This is a genomic window from Bifidobacterium sp. LH_413 (assembly GCF_056357015.1).
This window is the reverse complement of the sequence record NZ_JBKEVK010000002.1, coordinates 122,406-138,515: the sequence shown is the minus strand read 5'-3', so window position 1 is coordinate 138,515 and position 16,110 is coordinate 122,406. Positions and strand designations below refer to the sequence as shown.

General features: G+C 65.1%; 11 protein-coding genes. 10 read left to right on the top strand and 1 reads right to left on the bottom strand.

Annotation, left to right across the window (positions count from 1 at the left end):
* Nucleotides 1-377 precede the first annotated feature (377 nt).
* From AC1AYN_RS04920 to AC1AYN_RS04875, 10 genes are all read left to right on the top strand, one after another.
* Nucleotides 378-1,085, top strand: a complete 708-nt coding sequence (locus AC1AYN_RS04920) for a GntR family transcriptional regulator (protein WP_476532395.1) — start codon at nucleotides 378-380, stop codon at nucleotides 1,083-1,085.
* Between the two features lie 309 nt (nucleotides 1,086-1,394).
* Nucleotides 1,395-2,741, top strand: a complete 1,347-nt coding sequence (locus AC1AYN_RS04915; protein WP_476502962.1) for a PTS sugar transporter subunit IIC — start codon at nucleotides 1,395-1,397, stop codon at nucleotides 2,739-2,741.
* A 194-nt stretch (nucleotides 2,742-2,935) separates the two neighbouring features.
* The gene (locus AC1AYN_RS04910) at nucleotides 2,936-3,238 is read left to right on the top strand and encodes a PTS sugar transporter subunit IIB (RefSeq protein WP_476502961.1); all 303 of its coding nucleotides are present in this window, start codon (nucleotides 2,936-2,938) and stop codon (nucleotides 3,236-3,238) included.
* 66 nt (nucleotides 3,239-3,304) lie between these two features.
* Nucleotides 3,305-3,640: a PTS sugar transporter subunit IIA gene (locus AC1AYN_RS04905; RefSeq protein ID WP_476502960.1), complete on the top strand. Its 336-nt coding sequence runs from the start codon at nucleotides 3,305-3,307 to the stop codon at nucleotides 3,638-3,640.
* 14 nt (nucleotides 3,641-3,654) lie between these two features.
* Nucleotides 3,655-5,085 carry a 6-phospho-beta-glucosidase gene (locus tag AC1AYN_RS04900; protein ID WP_476532394.1) on the top strand — a complete coding sequence of 477 codons (1,431 nt, stop codon included), beginning with the start codon at nucleotides 3,655-3,657 and terminating at the stop codon, nucleotides 5,083-5,085.
* 206 nt (nucleotides 5,086-5,291) lie between these two features.
* Nucleotides 5,292-9,188 (top strand): fibronectin type III domain-containing protein, encoded by a 3,897-nt coding sequence (locus AC1AYN_RS04895; RefSeq protein WP_476532393.1) that lies wholly within the window; start codon nucleotides 5,292-5,294, stop codon nucleotides 9,186-9,188.
* Between the two features lie 283 nt (nucleotides 9,189-9,471).
* Nucleotides 9,472-10,026, top strand: a complete 555-nt coding sequence (locus AC1AYN_RS04890) for a YbhB/YbcL family Raf kinase inhibitor-like protein (RefSeq protein ID WP_034527399.1) — start codon at nucleotides 9,472-9,474, stop codon at nucleotides 10,024-10,026.
* Nucleotides 10,027-10,315: 289 nt separating this feature from the next.
* Nucleotides 10,316-11,935: a C69 family dipeptidase gene (locus AC1AYN_RS04885; protein WP_476532392.1), complete on the top strand. Its 1,620-nt coding sequence runs from the start codon at nucleotides 10,316-10,318 to the stop codon at nucleotides 11,933-11,935.
* 497 nt (nucleotides 11,936-12,432) lie between these two features.
* Nucleotides 12,433-13,872, top strand: coding sequence for an MFS transporter (locus tag AC1AYN_RS04880; protein ID WP_476532391.1), 1,440 nt, complete (start codon nucleotides 12,433-12,435; stop codon nucleotides 13,870-13,872).
* 90 nt (nucleotides 13,873-13,962) lie between these two features.
* Nucleotides 13,963-15,480 carry a formate--tetrahydrofolate ligase gene (locus AC1AYN_RS04875; protein ID WP_476532390.1) on the top strand — a complete coding sequence of 506 codons (1,518 nt, stop codon included), beginning with the start codon at nucleotides 13,963-13,965 and terminating at the stop codon, nucleotides 15,478-15,480.
* Nucleotides 15,481-15,740: 260 nt separating this feature from the next.
* Here the strand turns inward: AC1AYN_RS04875 and AC1AYN_RS04870 are convergent, their stop codons facing one another.
* Complete coding sequence (locus AC1AYN_RS04870) at nucleotides 15,741-16,091, bottom strand: phenylpyruvate tautomerase MIF-related protein (protein ID WP_476502953.1); 351 nt, start codon at nucleotides 16,089-16,091, stop codon at nucleotides 15,741-15,743.
* Nucleotides 16,092-16,110: the final 19 nt, after the last annotated feature.

Here is a 16,110-nt window from a genome sequence, read left to right as displayed (position 1 = left end):
GCTGTCAGCCAAAGGCTGACTGGGGGAGAGACGTCGGTTGATAACCACCACCACACTTGGCGCGGCGGGAACGTCCGGATTCCCCTTCGTCCGGATCGCCCGCCGCGCCATTCATCCGTGACCCGGTCTTCCCCTTCACCCGGGTCACCTCCTTCCGGCCCGGCCGGTCCCGTGGGATGAGCACTCCCCGCGGGACCGGCCGGGCCTTTTTCTCGTTCGGCCCGTCGGCGGCGTGGGCGTACTATAGTGCTCGGGTTATGTGGACAAGTCGGTGATGTGTAATAGTCGGCGATCGGCACCGTATGCCGGTCCTCGGCGCATCCGCTTGCCCGGGCGGCCGATGGGCGGCCGCGCGCGTCCGGACGGAAAGGGTGGTTATGGCTTCCAAGCAGCGGGAACTGGCGTTGAAGATCCAGAAGCGCATCGCGGATGGGGAGTTTTCGCAGACGGGCAAACTGCCCACGGAGGACCAGCTGATGGCGGAGTACGGGCTCTCCCGGTATTTCGTGCGCGGCGCCATCGCGGTGCTCGCCGAGGCGGGGGAGGTGTTCCCCGTGCGCGGCAACGGCGTGTTCGTGCGTGAGGGGCGCGACAGCGGCTACATGCCGATCGGCACCTCGTACGGCATCTCGGCCGATTTCGGCGGCAACCGCGTCACATCGGTGGTGTGCGAGGTGGCGCTGGAGAAGACCGACGAGGCGCTGTCGAAGCGCATGCGCTGCGCCGTCGGCTCGCCGGTGTGGCGCGTCGTGCGTCTGCGCCGCGTGGAAGACAGGCCGCTGTGCTATGAGACCGCTTGGTATCTCAAGGAATACGTGCCCTTCCTCAACGAGGACATCGCGAAGGGGTCCCTGTACTCCTACGTGCATGACGATCTCGGCCTGAACTTCGGCTTCGTCGACAAGGTGATCCATATGGACTGGCTGGGCGGCGAGGCGGCCCACCTGCTCGAGCTCAACGAGGGCGATCCCGCCATCTGCATCGAGGACGACGCGTTCCTGACGAACGGCAAGCTGTTCAACGCCTCGAAGAACCTCTACCACTACAGGAACGCGAAGTTCTACGCGATGGCCTCGATGAAATGACGCGAGGCGCGTGCCCGGAGAAATTCTGGTACGCTTTTTAAAAGCGATTTACGTAAGTTAAGGCCCGGCGTGTCGCCGGGCCTTTTTGTATGCGCTAACAATGGCGGAACGACGGCGTTTTTCGGCTTCGGGTGCGGCATTCGCCCTGATTTGACACCGTGTGTGCTGGGTATATACTTAAGTCATCGTTATTTAAACAACCCAAAAAGATATAGACAACAATGCAAGTTGTGGATGTCTTTCGGCATTGAATGACGGGATAAGGGACATGGGATGGATGCCGTAGTCCATCCAAGGAAAGGAAAAACGATGAAGGAGAAAATGCAAGCCATAGGCGACGCTATGCTCAATGGCTTCATGAAGTTCGCCAGCCTCAAGGCGCTGGTGGCCCTGAAGGACGGCTTCGTCCTGACCATGCCGGCCACGCTGATCGGCTCCCTGTTCCTGCTGATCGGCAACCTGCCGTTCGACGGCTACAGCGATTTCATGGCCGGCATCTTCGGCGATGAGTGGAACGCCGGCATCAACCAGGTGAACGCCGCGACGTTCAACATCCTGGCCATCATCGTGGCCGTCGGCATCGGCTACGCCTACGCCCGCAACGAGAAGTGCGACGGCATCTCCTCCGGCCTGCTGTCGCTGGTCGCGTTCTTCATCGTCTCCCCGTCCTCGATGAGCCTGACCAAGGACAACGTTCCCGAGCTGGGCAAGAAGACCGCGGAGCTCTCCGGCATCTTCAACCAGACCTGGACCGGCTCCAACGGCATCATCTCCGCCATCATCATGGGCCTGCTCGTCGGCTGGGTCTACACCCTGTGCATCAAGCACGACCTGAAGATCAAGATGCCCGACGCGGTTCCGGCCGGCGTGACCAACGCCTTCTCCGCCCTCATCCCGGGCCTGTTCGTCGTCACCGGCTCCGCCATCCTGTACCACCTGTGCAAGGTCTTCGGCGGCCTGTCCCTGACCGAGCTCATCTTCAAGATCCTCCAGATCCCGCTGCAGTCCCTGACCGATACCTGGGCCGGCGCCATCATCATCATCGTCCTCATGTCGCTGCTGTTCTGGTGCGGCATCCACGGCGCCAACGTCGTCTCCGGCGTCGTCACCCCGCTGCTGCTCGCCAACACGCTGAGCAACCAGAAGCTCTTCGATGCCGGCACCGCGCCGTACACCAAGGCCAACGGCTTCCACTACCTGACCCCGCAGATGATCGACTGCTTCTGCAAGTACTCCGGCGTCGGCCTGACCGTCGGCCTGCTGATCGCGGCCCTGATCTTCGCCAAGTCCGAGCAGATGCGCACCGTCGCCAAGCTCTCCATCGTCCCGGGCGTCTTCGGCATCAACGAGCCGGTCATCTTCGGCCTGCCGATCGTGTTCAACCCGATCATGCTGATCCCGTTCATCCTGACGCCTATGGTCGCCATGATCATCATGTACGGCTCGGTCTCGCTCGGCCTCATCGCCCCGTTCGGCGCCGTCCAGGTGCCGTGGACCACCCCGCCGATCATCTCCGGCTTCATCCTCGGCGGCTGGAAGTGCGCGCTGCTGCAGGTTATCATCGGCGTGATCTCCGTTCTCATCTACACCCCGTTCGTGAAGATGCAGGACAAGGTCTTCCTCAAGGAAGAGCAGGGCGCGGCCGAAGCCGAGTGATCGGCGGACCGCAGGCCGTCCGGCCGTGAGACCGGCCGGACGGCCTGACACCGACACTTACCACGAACAACAACCTCTCAATCCAGGCCGGCCCGCGCGAACCTCCTCACATCCCGCGGTGAGGCCGGCCTCACTCTTTTCACATCCAACTTCACATCCAACTTCAACCATTCACCATTCAAAGGAGAAACATCATGAAGATCGTACTGTGCTGCAGCGATGGCATGTCCACCAGCATCCTGGTCAAGAAGATGCAGGCCGCGGCCGCCAAGCGTGGCCTCGAGGACGTCGACGTCTCCGCCATGCCGGTCTCCACCCTCGAAACCAACGCGCAGGACGCCGACGTGATCCTGCTCGGCCCGCAGGTGCGCTACATGCTCAAGGACGTCAAGAAGGAGTTCGAGACCAAGCCGGTCGAGGTCATCGCCCCGCAGGACTACGGCATGGCCCGTGGCGACAAGGTCCTCGACTTCGCCTTCAAGCTCGCCGGCAAGTGATCGCCGCCCATCCGAACCACACACATACAGCGACAAAACAGCGACAAAACGAGAAAGCGTACCAACATGGCAGACGAAGAATTCGATCTGGAGACCACCTGCTTCCAGCTGATCACCGCGGCCGGCACCGCCAAGTCCGACTACATGGAGGCCCTCAGCAAGGCCAAGGAAGGTGACTTCGAAGGCGCCAAGGCGTCCATCGACGAAGGCGACGCAAGCTACCGCGAGGGCCACGCCGTGCATGCGGGCCTCGTGCAGCGCGAGGCCGCCGGCAACCCGGTGAAGATGGGCCTGCTGCTCACCCACGTCGAGGACCAGATGATGGCCGCCGAGGTGTTCCGCGCGATGGTCGTCGAGATCATCGACCTGTACAAGCGCCTCGACGGCAAGACCGCCGAGTGAGCGAAGGACCGAAGATGGGATTCCCCGACAACTTCCTCTGGGGCGGCGCGGTCGCCGCGCACCAGCTCGAAGGCGCCTGGAACGAGGACGGCCGCGGACCGAGCATCTGCGACGTGCTCACCGGCGGCGCCCACGGCGTGGCGCGCAGGATCACCGACGGCGTGGTCCCGGGCGAGAACTATCCGAACCAGCGCGGCATCGACTACTACCACACGTTCCGCGAGGACGACGCGCTCTTCCAGGAGATGGGCTTCAAGTGCTTCCGCACCTCGATCTCCTGGTCGCGCATCTTCCCCAACGGCGACGAGGAGGAGCCGAACGAGGAGGGCCTGAAGTTCTACGAGAGGCTCTTCGAGGACTATCGCGCCAAGGGCATGGAGCCGGTCGTCACGCTCTCGCACTTCGAGATGCCGCTGCATCTGGCGAAGATGGGCGGCTTCGCCAACCGCGAGGTCGTCGACTACTACTTCAAGTTCGCCTCCACGGTGATGGAGCGCTACAAGGATCTGGTCAAGTACTGGCTGACCTTCAACGAGGTCAACAACCAGATGGAGATGCACACCGAGATCTTCCCGTACACGAATTCGGGCATCATTCCGGATCCGAACGACACCCCGCATGAGGTGGAGCAGAAGATCTGGCAGGCCATCCACAACGAGTTCGTCGCCTCGGCGCTCGTCGTGCAGCGCGGCCACCAGATCAACCCGGACTTCCAGATCGGCTGCATGCTCGCCATGGTGCCGATCTACCCGGCCACCTGCAAGCCCGAGGACGTCATGCTCGCGGAAGTGCTCATGCGCGACCGCTACCTGTTCGGCGACGTGTACGTGAACGGCGAATACCCGTGCTACCTGCTCAACCGCTGGGACCGCGAGGGCTTCGACATCGAGATGGAGCCGGGCGACACCGACATCATCGCGGCCGGCACCGTGGACTTCATCTCGATCAGCTACTACATGAGCGCGGCCGTCTCCGCCGAGAAGGTGCCCGAGTTCGACGGCCATGGCCTGCCCGGCCAGGTGAAGAACCCGTACATCAAGGCCACCGATTGGGGCTGGCAGATCGACCCGGTGGGCCTGCGCTACGTGCTGTGCTCGCTGTTCGAACGCTACGGCAAGCCGATCTTCATCGTGGAGAACGGCATCGGCATGTACGAGACGCCCGATTCGGACGGCTACATCGCCGACGACGCGCGCATCGACTACCTGCGCTCGCACATCGAGCAGGTGAGGAAGGCCATCGACTACGACGGCGTTCCCGTTATCGGCTACACCGTGTGGGGATGCATCGACGTCATCTCCTTCGGTACCGGCGAGATGAAGAAGCGCTACGGCATGATCTACGTCGACGCGGACGACAACGGCAACGGCAGCTACCAGCGCAGCCGCAAGAAGTCGTTCTACTGGTACCGCGACGTGATCGCCAGCAACGGCGAGAAGCTGTAGTCCGATCGCCGCGCGTTCTCGCGGTCGCAACATCCGCGGGAAGGCTCCTGAAGGCCCGCCGAGTCATGCGGCGGGCCTTCTTCATGTCGTTCACGCGCGATGTCGTTCACGCGCTTATGCGCGTTATGCGCCTTATGCACTGCATGCATTCATGTACTCATGCACCCGGCCACGGAGGACGGGTGAGGATGGAAGAAAGGAATCTCATGGGGAACTCCAATGAAGGAGGGGCTTCGACCCGATGGCGCGCCGCGGTCGGCGCGCTCGTCGCGTGCGCCACGCTGCTGTGCGGTCTGACGGCCGCCTCCACGGCCCAGGCCGCCGATGCCACCGCCGATGCCACCGCCGATGCCACGGCGGATACCACCGCCGACGCCGGTCTCGGCAACGACATCAGGATCGAGCTCGCGAAGAAGGACGGCGACGCCTACGTCGGTTCAGGCGAGTACGTCACCGATCCCGGAACGGTGAACTCGCCCGTCACGTTCACCGCCGCGTCCGACGACTCCACGCTGTGGAGCATCGTCGGCTGGGGCGACCAGAACGGCGCCCGCACGGTCACGGTCAAAGGCAAGAAGAGCAACGCCCGCCTCAAGGGCGGCCACGTCCGCAACAACACCGATTGGACCAGCATCGCCGCGGAGAACAACGGCAAGGTCTGCGTGAAGGATGACGGCGGCTACGGCGGCTGGGAATCCATCAAACTCGTGCCCGCCGGCGACGGCACCGTCGCCTTCCAGGACACCGACACCAACGAGCTCTTCAAGTCCGACGGCACGAATCTGGTCGTGACCGACTCCACCGACACCGTGGACGCCGCCGCGGGGCACTTCATCGTCCACACGGACAAGACGCCCGCCGCGCCGACCGGCGTGACCGTGTCCAACGTCACCAACGCCACGGCCGACGTGAGCTTCACCGCCGCCAGAGACTCCTTCGTCACGGACTACGAGATCGACGCCACGCCGACCGACGCCGGCAAGCAGACCGTCACGCTCAAGACGACCGCCACCCAGGCGACGCTCGGCGACCTCGCCGCCGGCACCTCGTACGACGTCACCGTCAAGAGCCTCAACGGCACGGCCGCGGCCTCCGCCGCGACCGACGCCGTCGCGCTGACGACCGCCAAGGGCGTGCGTCTGGCCGCGCCGACGAACGTGAAAGCCGCGGAAGCCAAGAACGGCAAGGCCATCACGCTCACCTGGGACAAGGTCGAGGGCGCCAAGGGCTACAAGGTGCTGCGCGCCAAGTCCGCCTACGCCGCGGACGAGGACTTCGTGAGCGTCACCGGCGACAAGCCCGTGACCGGCACCACCTACACCGACGAGAAGCTCAACGAGGGCGGCAAATACGCCAACTACTACAAGGTCGTCACCGTGAACGAGGACGGCGACGCCTCCGACCTGCCCGAGACCGCCGCCTCCCTCGACCGTGAGCTCTTCGGCGACCACACGCTCGTGTTCGCCCCCACCGATGACATGGTCAAGGTCGACAAGGTCCTCGCCGACCTGTTCACCAAGCAGAACGACATTGCCGCCGACGCCCAGTTCAGGAGCGACCACTGGCAGGTCTACTTCAAGCCCGGCAGCTACGTCAAGGACGGCAACGTGATCTCCAACATCAACGTGGGCTTCTACACCTCGTTGAATGGCCTCGGCAAGATCCCGACCGACACGATGCTCAACAACATCTCCACGTCCTCCTACCTCGCCGCGAACGCCGGCGCCTCGGCCCAGCAGGGCAACGCCACCTGCAACTTCTGGCGTTCCATCGAGAACCTCGGCGTGAAGAACACCCACACCGAGAACGGCAAGTCCGGCAACGCCACGTTCGCGCCGGGCGATTCGCGACCCGCCGAGCTGAACCAGTCCTGGCGCCCCGACTACATGAACTGGGGCGTCGCCCAGGCCGCGCCGATGCGCCGCGTGTGGACCGACCGCGCCGTCGCCTACGACTGGAACTACGGCTGGGCGTCCGGCGGCTACACCGCCGACTCCAAGCTCGAGGGCGATGACGGCGGCAACACCGCCGGCACCGCATCCGGCCAGCAGTTCTACACCCGCAACTCCGAGCTCAAGGGCGCGGCGTACGGCACCACGCTCAACAACTTCCTGCAGGGCGTGACCGCGAGCAATGTGCCCGGCTCCGACGGCAAGACCGGCACCGAACTCGTCGGCACCAAGGGCGCCAGCAACTGGGGCATCGCCGGCGACGGGAACAACCAGCAGGTCACGACCACCATCGACTCCACCGAGAAAATCGCCGAGAAGCCGTTCCTCTACCTTGACGACAACGGCGAATACCAGGTGTTCGTGCCCGGCTACCGCGAGAACGCCAAGGGCGTCAGCTGGGGCAAGGGCAAGGCGAACGACGGCATGGGCAAGGGCACGAGCATCCCACTCTCCGAGTTCTACATCGCCAAGCCGACCGACACCACCGCCGAGATCAACAAGCAGATCGCTGTCGGCAAGAACATCTACCTCACGCCCGGCATCTACCATGCCGAGACCCCGATCGACATCGACCGCAGCGGCGTCGTCGTCCTCGGCACCGGCATGGCGACCATCATCTCGGACAACGAGGATACGGCCATCCGCGTCTCCGACAAGGCCCAGAAGGGCGTCCGCCTCGCCGGGCTCATCCTCGACGCCGGCAAGCACTCCAAGTACCTGCTGCAGGTGGGCACCACGAAGACCGCCGGCGACGCCAAGAACCCGATCGAGCTGCAGGACATCTTCTTCCGCATCGGCGGCACCACCGACGGCACGACCTCGGCCGACATCGGCATCGAGATCAACACCGGCAACACGATCGCCGACCACTTCTGGATCTGGCGCGCCGACCACGGCGCCGGCGTCGGCTGGGGCAAGCAGTGGAACTACTCCAAGAACGGCCTCGTCGTGAACGGCGACGACGTGACGGCGTACGCCCTGTTCAACGAGCACCACGAGGAGTACGATACGCTCTGGAACGGCGAGAACGGCAAGACGTTCTTCTACCAGAACGAGAAGTGCTACGACCCGGTCGATCAGGCCGGCTGGATGAGCCACAACGGCACCGTGAAGGGCTACGCCGCCTACAAGGTCGCCAACACCGTGAAGAAGCACTACGCCGTGGGCCTCGGCATCTACAACGTGTTCATCTACACCGGTCCCGAGAAGGCGAAGGACGCCGGCACCCAGGATGACGGCGATCCCACCGATCCCGACCAGCACACCGGCGCCGGCACCACGGCCATGGAGATGGACAACGCCGTCGAAGTGCCGAACTCCAAGGGCGTGATCATCGAGAACGTCGCCACCCAGTCGTTCGCCGATCTGAAGAACGCGGACGACAACGCCAAGGCCGTCCGCACGTTCAACACCATCATCAACGGTGTGGGCGCGCCGGTGGGCAGCGGTCCGAACATCACGAGCTGGTCGCGCAAGTTCCTCCTGCGTTACCAGGGCAACGGCACCCCGGATCCCGACAGCACGACCGGTGCCACCTACGGCACCGCCGTCTACGGCAACGATCCCGGCCTGACGAACACCGACGCGGACGGCAACGACAACACCGCCAAGTTCGGCAAGTTCATCGGCGTCACCACCGATGAGAAGGTGCGTCAGCTGGGCGACGACATCGACCTGTCGAAGCTGCCGGACCTCAACGGGAAGATTGCTGACGCCGAGGCGACGACCAAGGCCGACAGCTACGAGACGACCTACACCGAAGCCAGCCGCAAGGCGTTCGAGAAGGCCATCGCGGACGCCAAGACGCTCGCCGCGAACCTCGCGGACGCCGCCTACCTCAAGTACGACGCCAGGACCTCCGACGCCCAGTCCATCGAGAACGCCATCACGGCGCTCTCCGGCACGCTGAAGAAGGCGACGACGGAACCGTCCGAACCAGGCAACCCGTCCGAACCGGACCAGCCGGCGGGACCGTCGGAGAAGCCGTCCGACGGCTCCGCGAAGAAGCCGGCCGCCAAGGCCGACGGCGCGGCGAAGTCCGCCGGGACGACGGCGAACACCGGCACCTCGATCGTCGTGCCGATCGCGCTCATGCTGCTGTGCCTGATCGCCGGTGGCGCCGCCTTCATGGTCGATCGCGCGAGGCGGTGAACGGCGGCGCGTCACGTCGTCACCGTCACGCGCGACGTGACGTGACGTGACCGACGTGACGTGACCGACATTACGTGACATTGTTTGTGATATCACGTCATGGTGGGGAGGACCGTCCGACGGCGGTCCTCCCCACCGTATCCGGCGTTCCCGCGCCCGCCCGTTCGCACGTTCGCGGCGGACGGGCGCGTCGTCGTTCCGTCGTTCCGTCGTTCCGTCGTTCCGCCATCCGCGCGCATCTCCCGTCGCGTTCGCCGCGTTTCCGCGCGATACACTGGGAGACATGAAGATCTCAGCTGATTTCACCGTGGTTCCGGACGATTTCGCCAAGGCGGCGGCGCCCGAATACCGCACGGGCGGCGTGCCCGTCATCTCCTTCCCCTTCTACATCGACGAGGTCTCGCCGGACGCCCAGTACCTGCACTGGACGTTCACCGACCCCGACTCGATTCCCGTGTGCGGATTCGAATGGATCCACTGGACCGTCGCGAACCTGCCCATCGACGCGCTGATGTTCGACTTCAACGACGCGCACGCGCTCGCCATCCCGCCGGACTTCTCCCGCCAGATGGCCTCGATGATCCCCGAGGCCGTGCAGGGCCGCAACTCGTCCGCCTCCAAGTTCGTGGGCCGCGAGAACGACCCGGCCGTCACCATGCGGTACAACGGCCCGCAGCCGCCGGACAAGGACCACGACTACTACCTGCACGTCTACGCCACCAAAAACCCGCTGCCCGGACTTAATCAGGGCTTCTGGATGAACGAGCTGCTCCACAAGCTGCGCGAGGCCGGCGAGACCCCCGACCAGGCCGGCATCTTCCTCACCGGCAAGGCCTGATCGCGCGCCCGGGCCGCCTCGGACACGCGCCCCACGGCGCATGGCGCTTTCCTCGGCCCCCCTCTGACGAGGGGGCTCCCGGCGAAGCCGGGTGGGGGAGAGACCACGGACGCCGGTCCGCAACGGCATGAATCGCGCGTTGCGCGATGCCGTTTCCCGCGGCCCGCGGGCCGCTCCCGTCTCTCCCTCCGTCATGCTTCGCATGACACCTCCCCCGTCAGAGGGAGGCGACACCGCACCTACGGAACGTCTACGGAAAAACGCACTACAGAAAGGACAACACACACTTATGGCCTGCACCACGATTCTGGTCGGCAAGGACGCGAGCTACGACGGCTCGACCATCATCGCCCGCAACGAGGATTCCGCGAACGGCGAGTTCTGCCCCAAGCAGTTCCTCGTCATCAAGCCCGAGGACCAGCCGCGCCGCTACAAGTCCGTCATCTCGCACGTCGAGATCGACCTGCCGGACGATCCGCTGCAGTACACGTCCGTGCCGAACGCGGACCGCAAGGAAGGCATCTGGGGCGAGGCGGGCGTCAACGAGGCGAACGTCGCGATGAGCGCCACCGAAACGCTCACCACGAACGAGCGCGTGCTCGGCGCCGACCCGTTCGTCGAGCGCGTCCCGGCGCACGGCACGCCCGGCGACGCCGACTACGAGCCGGAGATCCCCGGCGGCATCGGCGAGGAGGACTTCCTCACCATCGTCCTGCCGTACGTCAGGACCGCGCGCGAGGGCGTCGCTCGACTCGGCGCGCTGCTCGAGGAGTACGGCACGTACGAGATGAACGGCACCGCGTTCAGCGACGCGAACGAGATCTGGTGGATGGAGACCGTCGGCGGCCATCATTGGATCGCCAAGCGCGTGCCGGACGAGGCGTACGTGACGATGCCGAACCAGCTCGGCATCGACGAGTTCGACCTCGACGACGCGCTCGGTGACCAGGAGGACCACATGTGTTCCGCCGACCTCGCCGAGTTCATCGAGGAGAACCATCTCGACCTCGCCGTCGAGAACACGACGCCGTTCAACCCGCGCGACGCGTTCGGCTCCCACTCCGACTCCGACCACGTGTACAACACGCCGCGCGCCTGGTGGATGCAGCGCTTCCTCAACCCGTACGACGAGGTGTGGGACGGCGCGGACGCCGACCACGGCCCGGAGAACAACGACATCCCGTGGGCCCGCCAGCCCGAGCGCAAGATCACGATCGAGGACGTCAAGTACGTGCTGTCCGGCCACTACCAGGGCACCCCGTACGATCCGTACGGCAAGCGCGGCGACGAGCACACGCGCCACATGTACCGTCCGATCGGCATCAACCGCCAGAGCCAGCTCGCCGTGCTGCAGATCCGCCCGTACCGTCCGCAGGCGAACCGCGCGATCCAGTGGATGGCGTACGGCTCCAACCCGTTCAACACGCTCGTCCCGTTCTACCCGAACGTGGACGCGACCCCCGCCTACCTCGCCGACACGACGACGCGCGTCACCACCGAGAACTTCTACTGGGCGAACCGCGTGATCGCCGCCCTGTGCGACGGCGCGTTCGCCGACACCGCGAACGCCGTCGAACGCTACCAGCAGAAGACGCTCGCCGCCGGGCACCGTCTCGTCGCCGCCACCGACGAGCAGGTCGCGCGGCTGGGTCTCACGGACGCTGAGGCCGCCGCGGAATCCGCCGCCGAAGAGGAGTTCGAGGCGGACAACGTGGACGGCGACGTGCAGCCGCTCGAGCCGGACGCGATCATCGACGCCGTGCGCAACGGCGAAGTGCGCGGGATCCTGGCCGCCGCCAACCAGACCATGGCGGACCAGCTGCGCGTCGAGACCGACGAGCTGCTCGACTCCGTGCTGTACACGCGTTCCATGGCCATGAAGAACGGCTTCCACATGTCCGACTTCTAGGTTCGTCCGGATACGCCCGGCGCAGCCGCCTGCGTGATCAGGTGCTGCGCGTGAGATGCCCGATACGCCGGACAGCGGCCGGAAGAGGCGACGCTCCTCTTCCGGCCGCTGGTGTATGGGGGTGGGGGAGACTTCTGGGGTCCGTCCAGATTCCGGATGCCGTGCGCGAGCGGTTCGGCGGATTGGTATCGTGACGCGCATGAGATGTTGCATGATGATCATGTCATGCGTGATGGCGAGGATCCAGTTCCGCCCGCGCGTGACCGGCGGGCGCGCGTAACGCGGCTCGTCGTCTCCCGTTTCACCGCTGTTGCGGCCCCTATGGCCTTTTCCCTATGGCCCTTCGTATGCCCTTCCCACGCTGACGCGTGGTCGTCGGCATGCCTTGATCCAGCGGTTTTCGGCGACCATGTTCGAGCTGTATCCGTGCGCCGTCCGTCGTCATCATCGGACCTCCCGTTCATCGGCATGCGGGAGACGGATACCCAAGGATCGTCATGTCAACCAATACCTCGGACAATACTTCACTTCATACGTCATCCAATACGCCATCATCGGGCTCCCTCAGCCCAACTGACCGCCAGCCGGCGGCCCCATCGCGCGGCACGACCTGGAAACGGCGGGTTGCATTGCTGCTGACCGGGCAGACGCTTTCATTGCTGGGGTCGTCGGTGGTGCAATACGCTATCTTCTGGCATCTGGTCATGCGGTCGGATTCCGGTTCGGTCATGGCTGCGGCGATGATCACCACTTGCCTGCCGCAGGCCGTGGTGTCCATGTTCGGCGGCGTCTGGGCCGACCGGTGGAACCGTAAACTGCTTATCATTCTGCCCGATGCCGTGATCGCGGGTCTCACCGTCCTGTTGGCCGCGGCGTTCGCGACCGGCTGGGCGGGTCTTCCGCTGATCATGCTGGTGCTCGCCCTACGGTCGGCGGGAGGTGGCGTGCAGACTCCGGCCGTGCAGTCGTTCATTCCGCAGATCACACCGGAATCCAAGCTGATGCGGGTCAACTCCGTCAACGGGACCCTGCAGTCCGCCAATCAGATCGCCGCGCCCGCGCTGGCCGCCGTATTGGTCAACGTCCTGCCGTTGTGGGCGATTCTGTTCGTCGACGTGACCACGGCTGTCATCGGCATCGGATTCACGGCGTGCATACGCGTCCCCGAATCGGCCGGCGTGCAGGAGACCGGCGGCGAGACGGCTGGAGAAACCGTTGCGACCCCCGGCACCACTGCGCGCGTCATCCGAGACCTGCGGGAGGGCTTCGCGTACGCGTGGCGGTCCCGGCGCATCAGAAGCGTCATCCTCGGCAACGCGCTGGTCTGCTTCATCAACGTGGCGCCGATGAACCTCACGTTGCTACTGATCAACCGCGAATACCGGCACGATGACCTGAACCTCGGGTTCGCCGTGCTCTCCAGCACGTCGGACAAACTGGCCGCCAACGAGCTGGCGTGGAGCATCGGCATGATTCTCGGCGGGCTGCTGATGTCGTCCATCGGCGCCAAACGCATCCATGACTGCCTGCGCGCGGTGGCCGTGGGATTCGTGCTGATCGGCATCACCACGGCCGGATTGGGCCTTGCGCCGACGCTGCTCGTGTTCCTGATCATCGACTTCCTGACCGGACTGGCCACGCCGTTGGCCGCATCGCCGGCGTTCACGATGCTCCAACAGGAATCGTCGGAGGACATGCAGGGCCGCGTGTTCGGACTGTTGAACGCGTTCTCCACCTTCGGTACCCCGCTGGGCATGATGGTCTTCGGGCCGCTGTCCGACATGATCGACGTGCGGCTCATCTTCATCATCGGCGGCGTGCTCACCATCCCGCTCGGATGCTGGCTTGGCCATGTGGGCGGCGTCACGAGACATACGGTCTCGGGTAAGGTAGGCGCTTCGCCCGCGGAATCGAGTCTCGGGAATCACGGGTTGTAGGCTATGAAACAATACGTGCCAATGGGTGTGGCATCATTGTGCGCGTTGATTCCGGCATCTTCGGATGCGAGTAGGAGACATAGGAGAACAATGACCACCATCGAAGACTTCACCAGCCAGTATGGCCTGGTCGAGAAGATCGACGCGTTCGGCTACCTCGACTACCTGAAGAAGAACCCCGACGCCCCGCGCAAGCACGGCAAGGTCGTGCTCGTCACGGCGGACACCCCGCTCAAGGCGTCGCGCGGCGAAGGCAAGACCACGACGACCATCGCCCTGATCGACGCGCTCAACGAGCGCGGCATCGACGCGGCCGCCGTGCTGCGCCAGCCGAGCATGGGCATCACCGCCGCAGGTTCCAAGGGCGGCGCGTCCGGCGGCGGCAAGGCCTCCCTGACCCACCCGGAGCTCATCGACTGGGGTCTGTGCGGCGAGATGGGCGCCATCGAGGCGGCCCAGAACCTGCTCGTCTCCTTCGCCGAGAAGGCCGTCGACGAGGACAAGCTCGACACGATCCTCGTGCCGCGCGTCTCCGAAGTGCCGTCCCGCTCCCTGCGTTCCATCGCCGTCGACTACGGCAAGGGTGACGTCAAGGAGAAGGTCGTGCTCACCCCGACCTGCGAGCTCATGCAGATCGTCGTGCTGTCCCGTTCGATGGACGAGATCGGCCAGCGCGTCGCGAAGATGATCGCCGGCACGAAGGACGGCAAGGCCGTCACGTTCGGCGAGTTCATCGACCTGTGGCGCATCACCGGCATCCTCGCCGACGCGGTCAAGCCCGCGAAGACGGAGACCGTCAACGGCTCCCCGGTCTACGTGCACGGCGGCCCGTTCGCCAACGTGTCCATCGGCATCCCGACGCTCGTCTCCGTCGAGATGGCGTGCGCGCTGCACGACGTCGTCATCGTCGAAGCCGGCTACGGTACCGACGCGGGCGCGCAGAAGTGGCTCGACATCGCCTGCCGCGAGTTCGACGCGCAGTGGCCGTCCGCCGCGATCGTCGTGACCCGCGCGTCCACGTGGCGCGACGATCCGGAGCTCTCCTGGCGCTACCCGTTCCACGTGAACCGTCTCGAAGGCCTCGACATCCCGACGTTCCCGCTCGTCAACCTGTGGGACGGCGAGGACGACCAGATCCCGGCCCTGAAGGAGACCGCCGCCAAGCTCGAGTTCCGCGATCCGATCATCGGCAACCTGTACCGCGACGGCGGCGAGGCGCTCGCCCCGCAGCTCGACGCGTTCGTCGACGTGCTCACCAACGGCTCGATGCCGGCCCGTCCGCACAGCCACAAGGGCATGTCCGTCATCGAGAACGTGAAGTGGGTCGCCGAGCACGCGTACGGCGTTCCGGCTGAACGCGTCAAGTTCAAGGACGGCTTCCTCGCCTCCCGCGACGAGGCCGTGAAGCTGTGCGAGTCCGCCGGCTTCTCCCTCGCCGACCTCGCGCTGGTCGCGGTCAAGTCCCCGGCGACGATGACCGACAACGACCGCGCCCCGGAGGACGAGCGCACCGTGACCCTGAAGAAGGTCGAAGTGCACGCCGGCGCCGGTCTGGTCCACGTGAACCTGACCACGTCGCTCACCACCCCGATGCCGAAGATCGTGTGATTGTTCGGCTGATTCCGGCTGATTAGCAGAGAGCCCGCCAGTGATGGCGGGCTCTCTTGCGTGTACGTGGCGGGGTTGTCTCTCCCTCAGTCGGCTTCGCCGACAGCTCCCTCGTCAGAGGGAGCCGATTACCGGGCTCCCTCTGACGAGGGAGCTGGCACGGCGTATGCCGTGACTGAGGGAGAGACAGCCGCCGCGGGCGGCCACGAAATGCGATTCGTTCCGTTCAGCTCAAATGCGATGCCGTGATCCCGTATCGGCTAGAAGTTGCCGCCGTTCCAGCCCCAGTCGGAGGTGGCGGTGTAGCGGATGTACGTGCGGTCCTCGGGGATGCCGAGCTCGCCGTTCAGCGCGGCCATGATGCTCTTCGTGAGCTTCTCCCACGCGGAGCCGGGGATGGCGCCGCGGCCGAACACGTTGACCTCCACGTAGGCGGCCGGCTGGTCGTCGGAGCCGCCGAAGTAGATCGGCATATCATCCTCGAACGGGCACATGAGCCAGCCTTCGGATTTGCCCGGCACGGCGGTGATCGCCTTGCCGTACGCGGCCTTCAGCGCCTCGCGCTGCTCCTTCGTGGTCTTCACGGACACATGGGTATGGATGACGGGCATGATTCCTCCTTGACGGAAT

What these genes read in the sequence shown, in the direction of transcription:
- AC1AYN_RS04920 (WP_476532395.1), top strand. Translation starts at nt 378, where the DNA reads ATGGCTTCCAAGCAGCGGGAACTGGCGTTGAAGATCCAGAAGCGCATC.
- AC1AYN_RS04915 (WP_476502962.1), top strand. Translation starts at nt 1,395, where the DNA reads ATGAAGGAGAAAATGCAAGCCATAGGCGACGCTATGCTCAATGGCTTC.
- AC1AYN_RS04910 (WP_476502961.1), top strand. Translation starts at nt 2,936, where the DNA reads ATGAAGATCGTACTGTGCTGCAGCGATGGCATGTCCACCAGCATCCTG.
- AC1AYN_RS04905 (WP_476502960.1), top strand. Translation starts at nt 3,305, where the DNA reads ATGGCAGACGAAGAATTCGATCTGGAGACCACCTGCTTCCAGCTGATC.
- AC1AYN_RS04900 (WP_476532394.1), top strand. Translation starts at nt 3,655, where the DNA reads ATGGGATTCCCCGACAACTTCCTCTGGGGCGGCGCGGTCGCCGCGCAC.
- AC1AYN_RS04895 (WP_476532393.1), top strand. Translation starts at nt 5,292, where the DNA reads ATGGGGAACTCCAATGAAGGAGGGGCTTCGACCCGATGGCGCGCCGCG.
- AC1AYN_RS04890 (WP_034527399.1), top strand. Translation starts at nt 9,472, where the DNA reads ATGAAGATCTCAGCTGATTTCACCGTGGTTCCGGACGATTTCGCCAAG.
- AC1AYN_RS04885 (WP_476532392.1), top strand. Translation starts at nt 10,316, where the DNA reads ATGGCCTGCACCACGATTCTGGTCGGCAAGGACGCGAGCTACGACGGC.
- AC1AYN_RS04880 (WP_476532391.1), top strand. Translation starts at nt 12,433, where the DNA reads ATGTCAACCAATACCTCGGACAATACTTCACTTCATACGTCATCCAAT.
- AC1AYN_RS04875 (WP_476532390.1), top strand. Translation starts at nt 13,963, where the DNA reads ATGACCACCATCGAAGACTTCACCAGCCAGTATGGCCTGGTCGAGAAG.
- AC1AYN_RS04870 (WP_476502953.1), bottom strand. Translation starts at nt 16,091, where the DNA reads ATGCCCGTCATCCATACCCATGTGTCCGTGAAGACCACGAAGGAGCAG.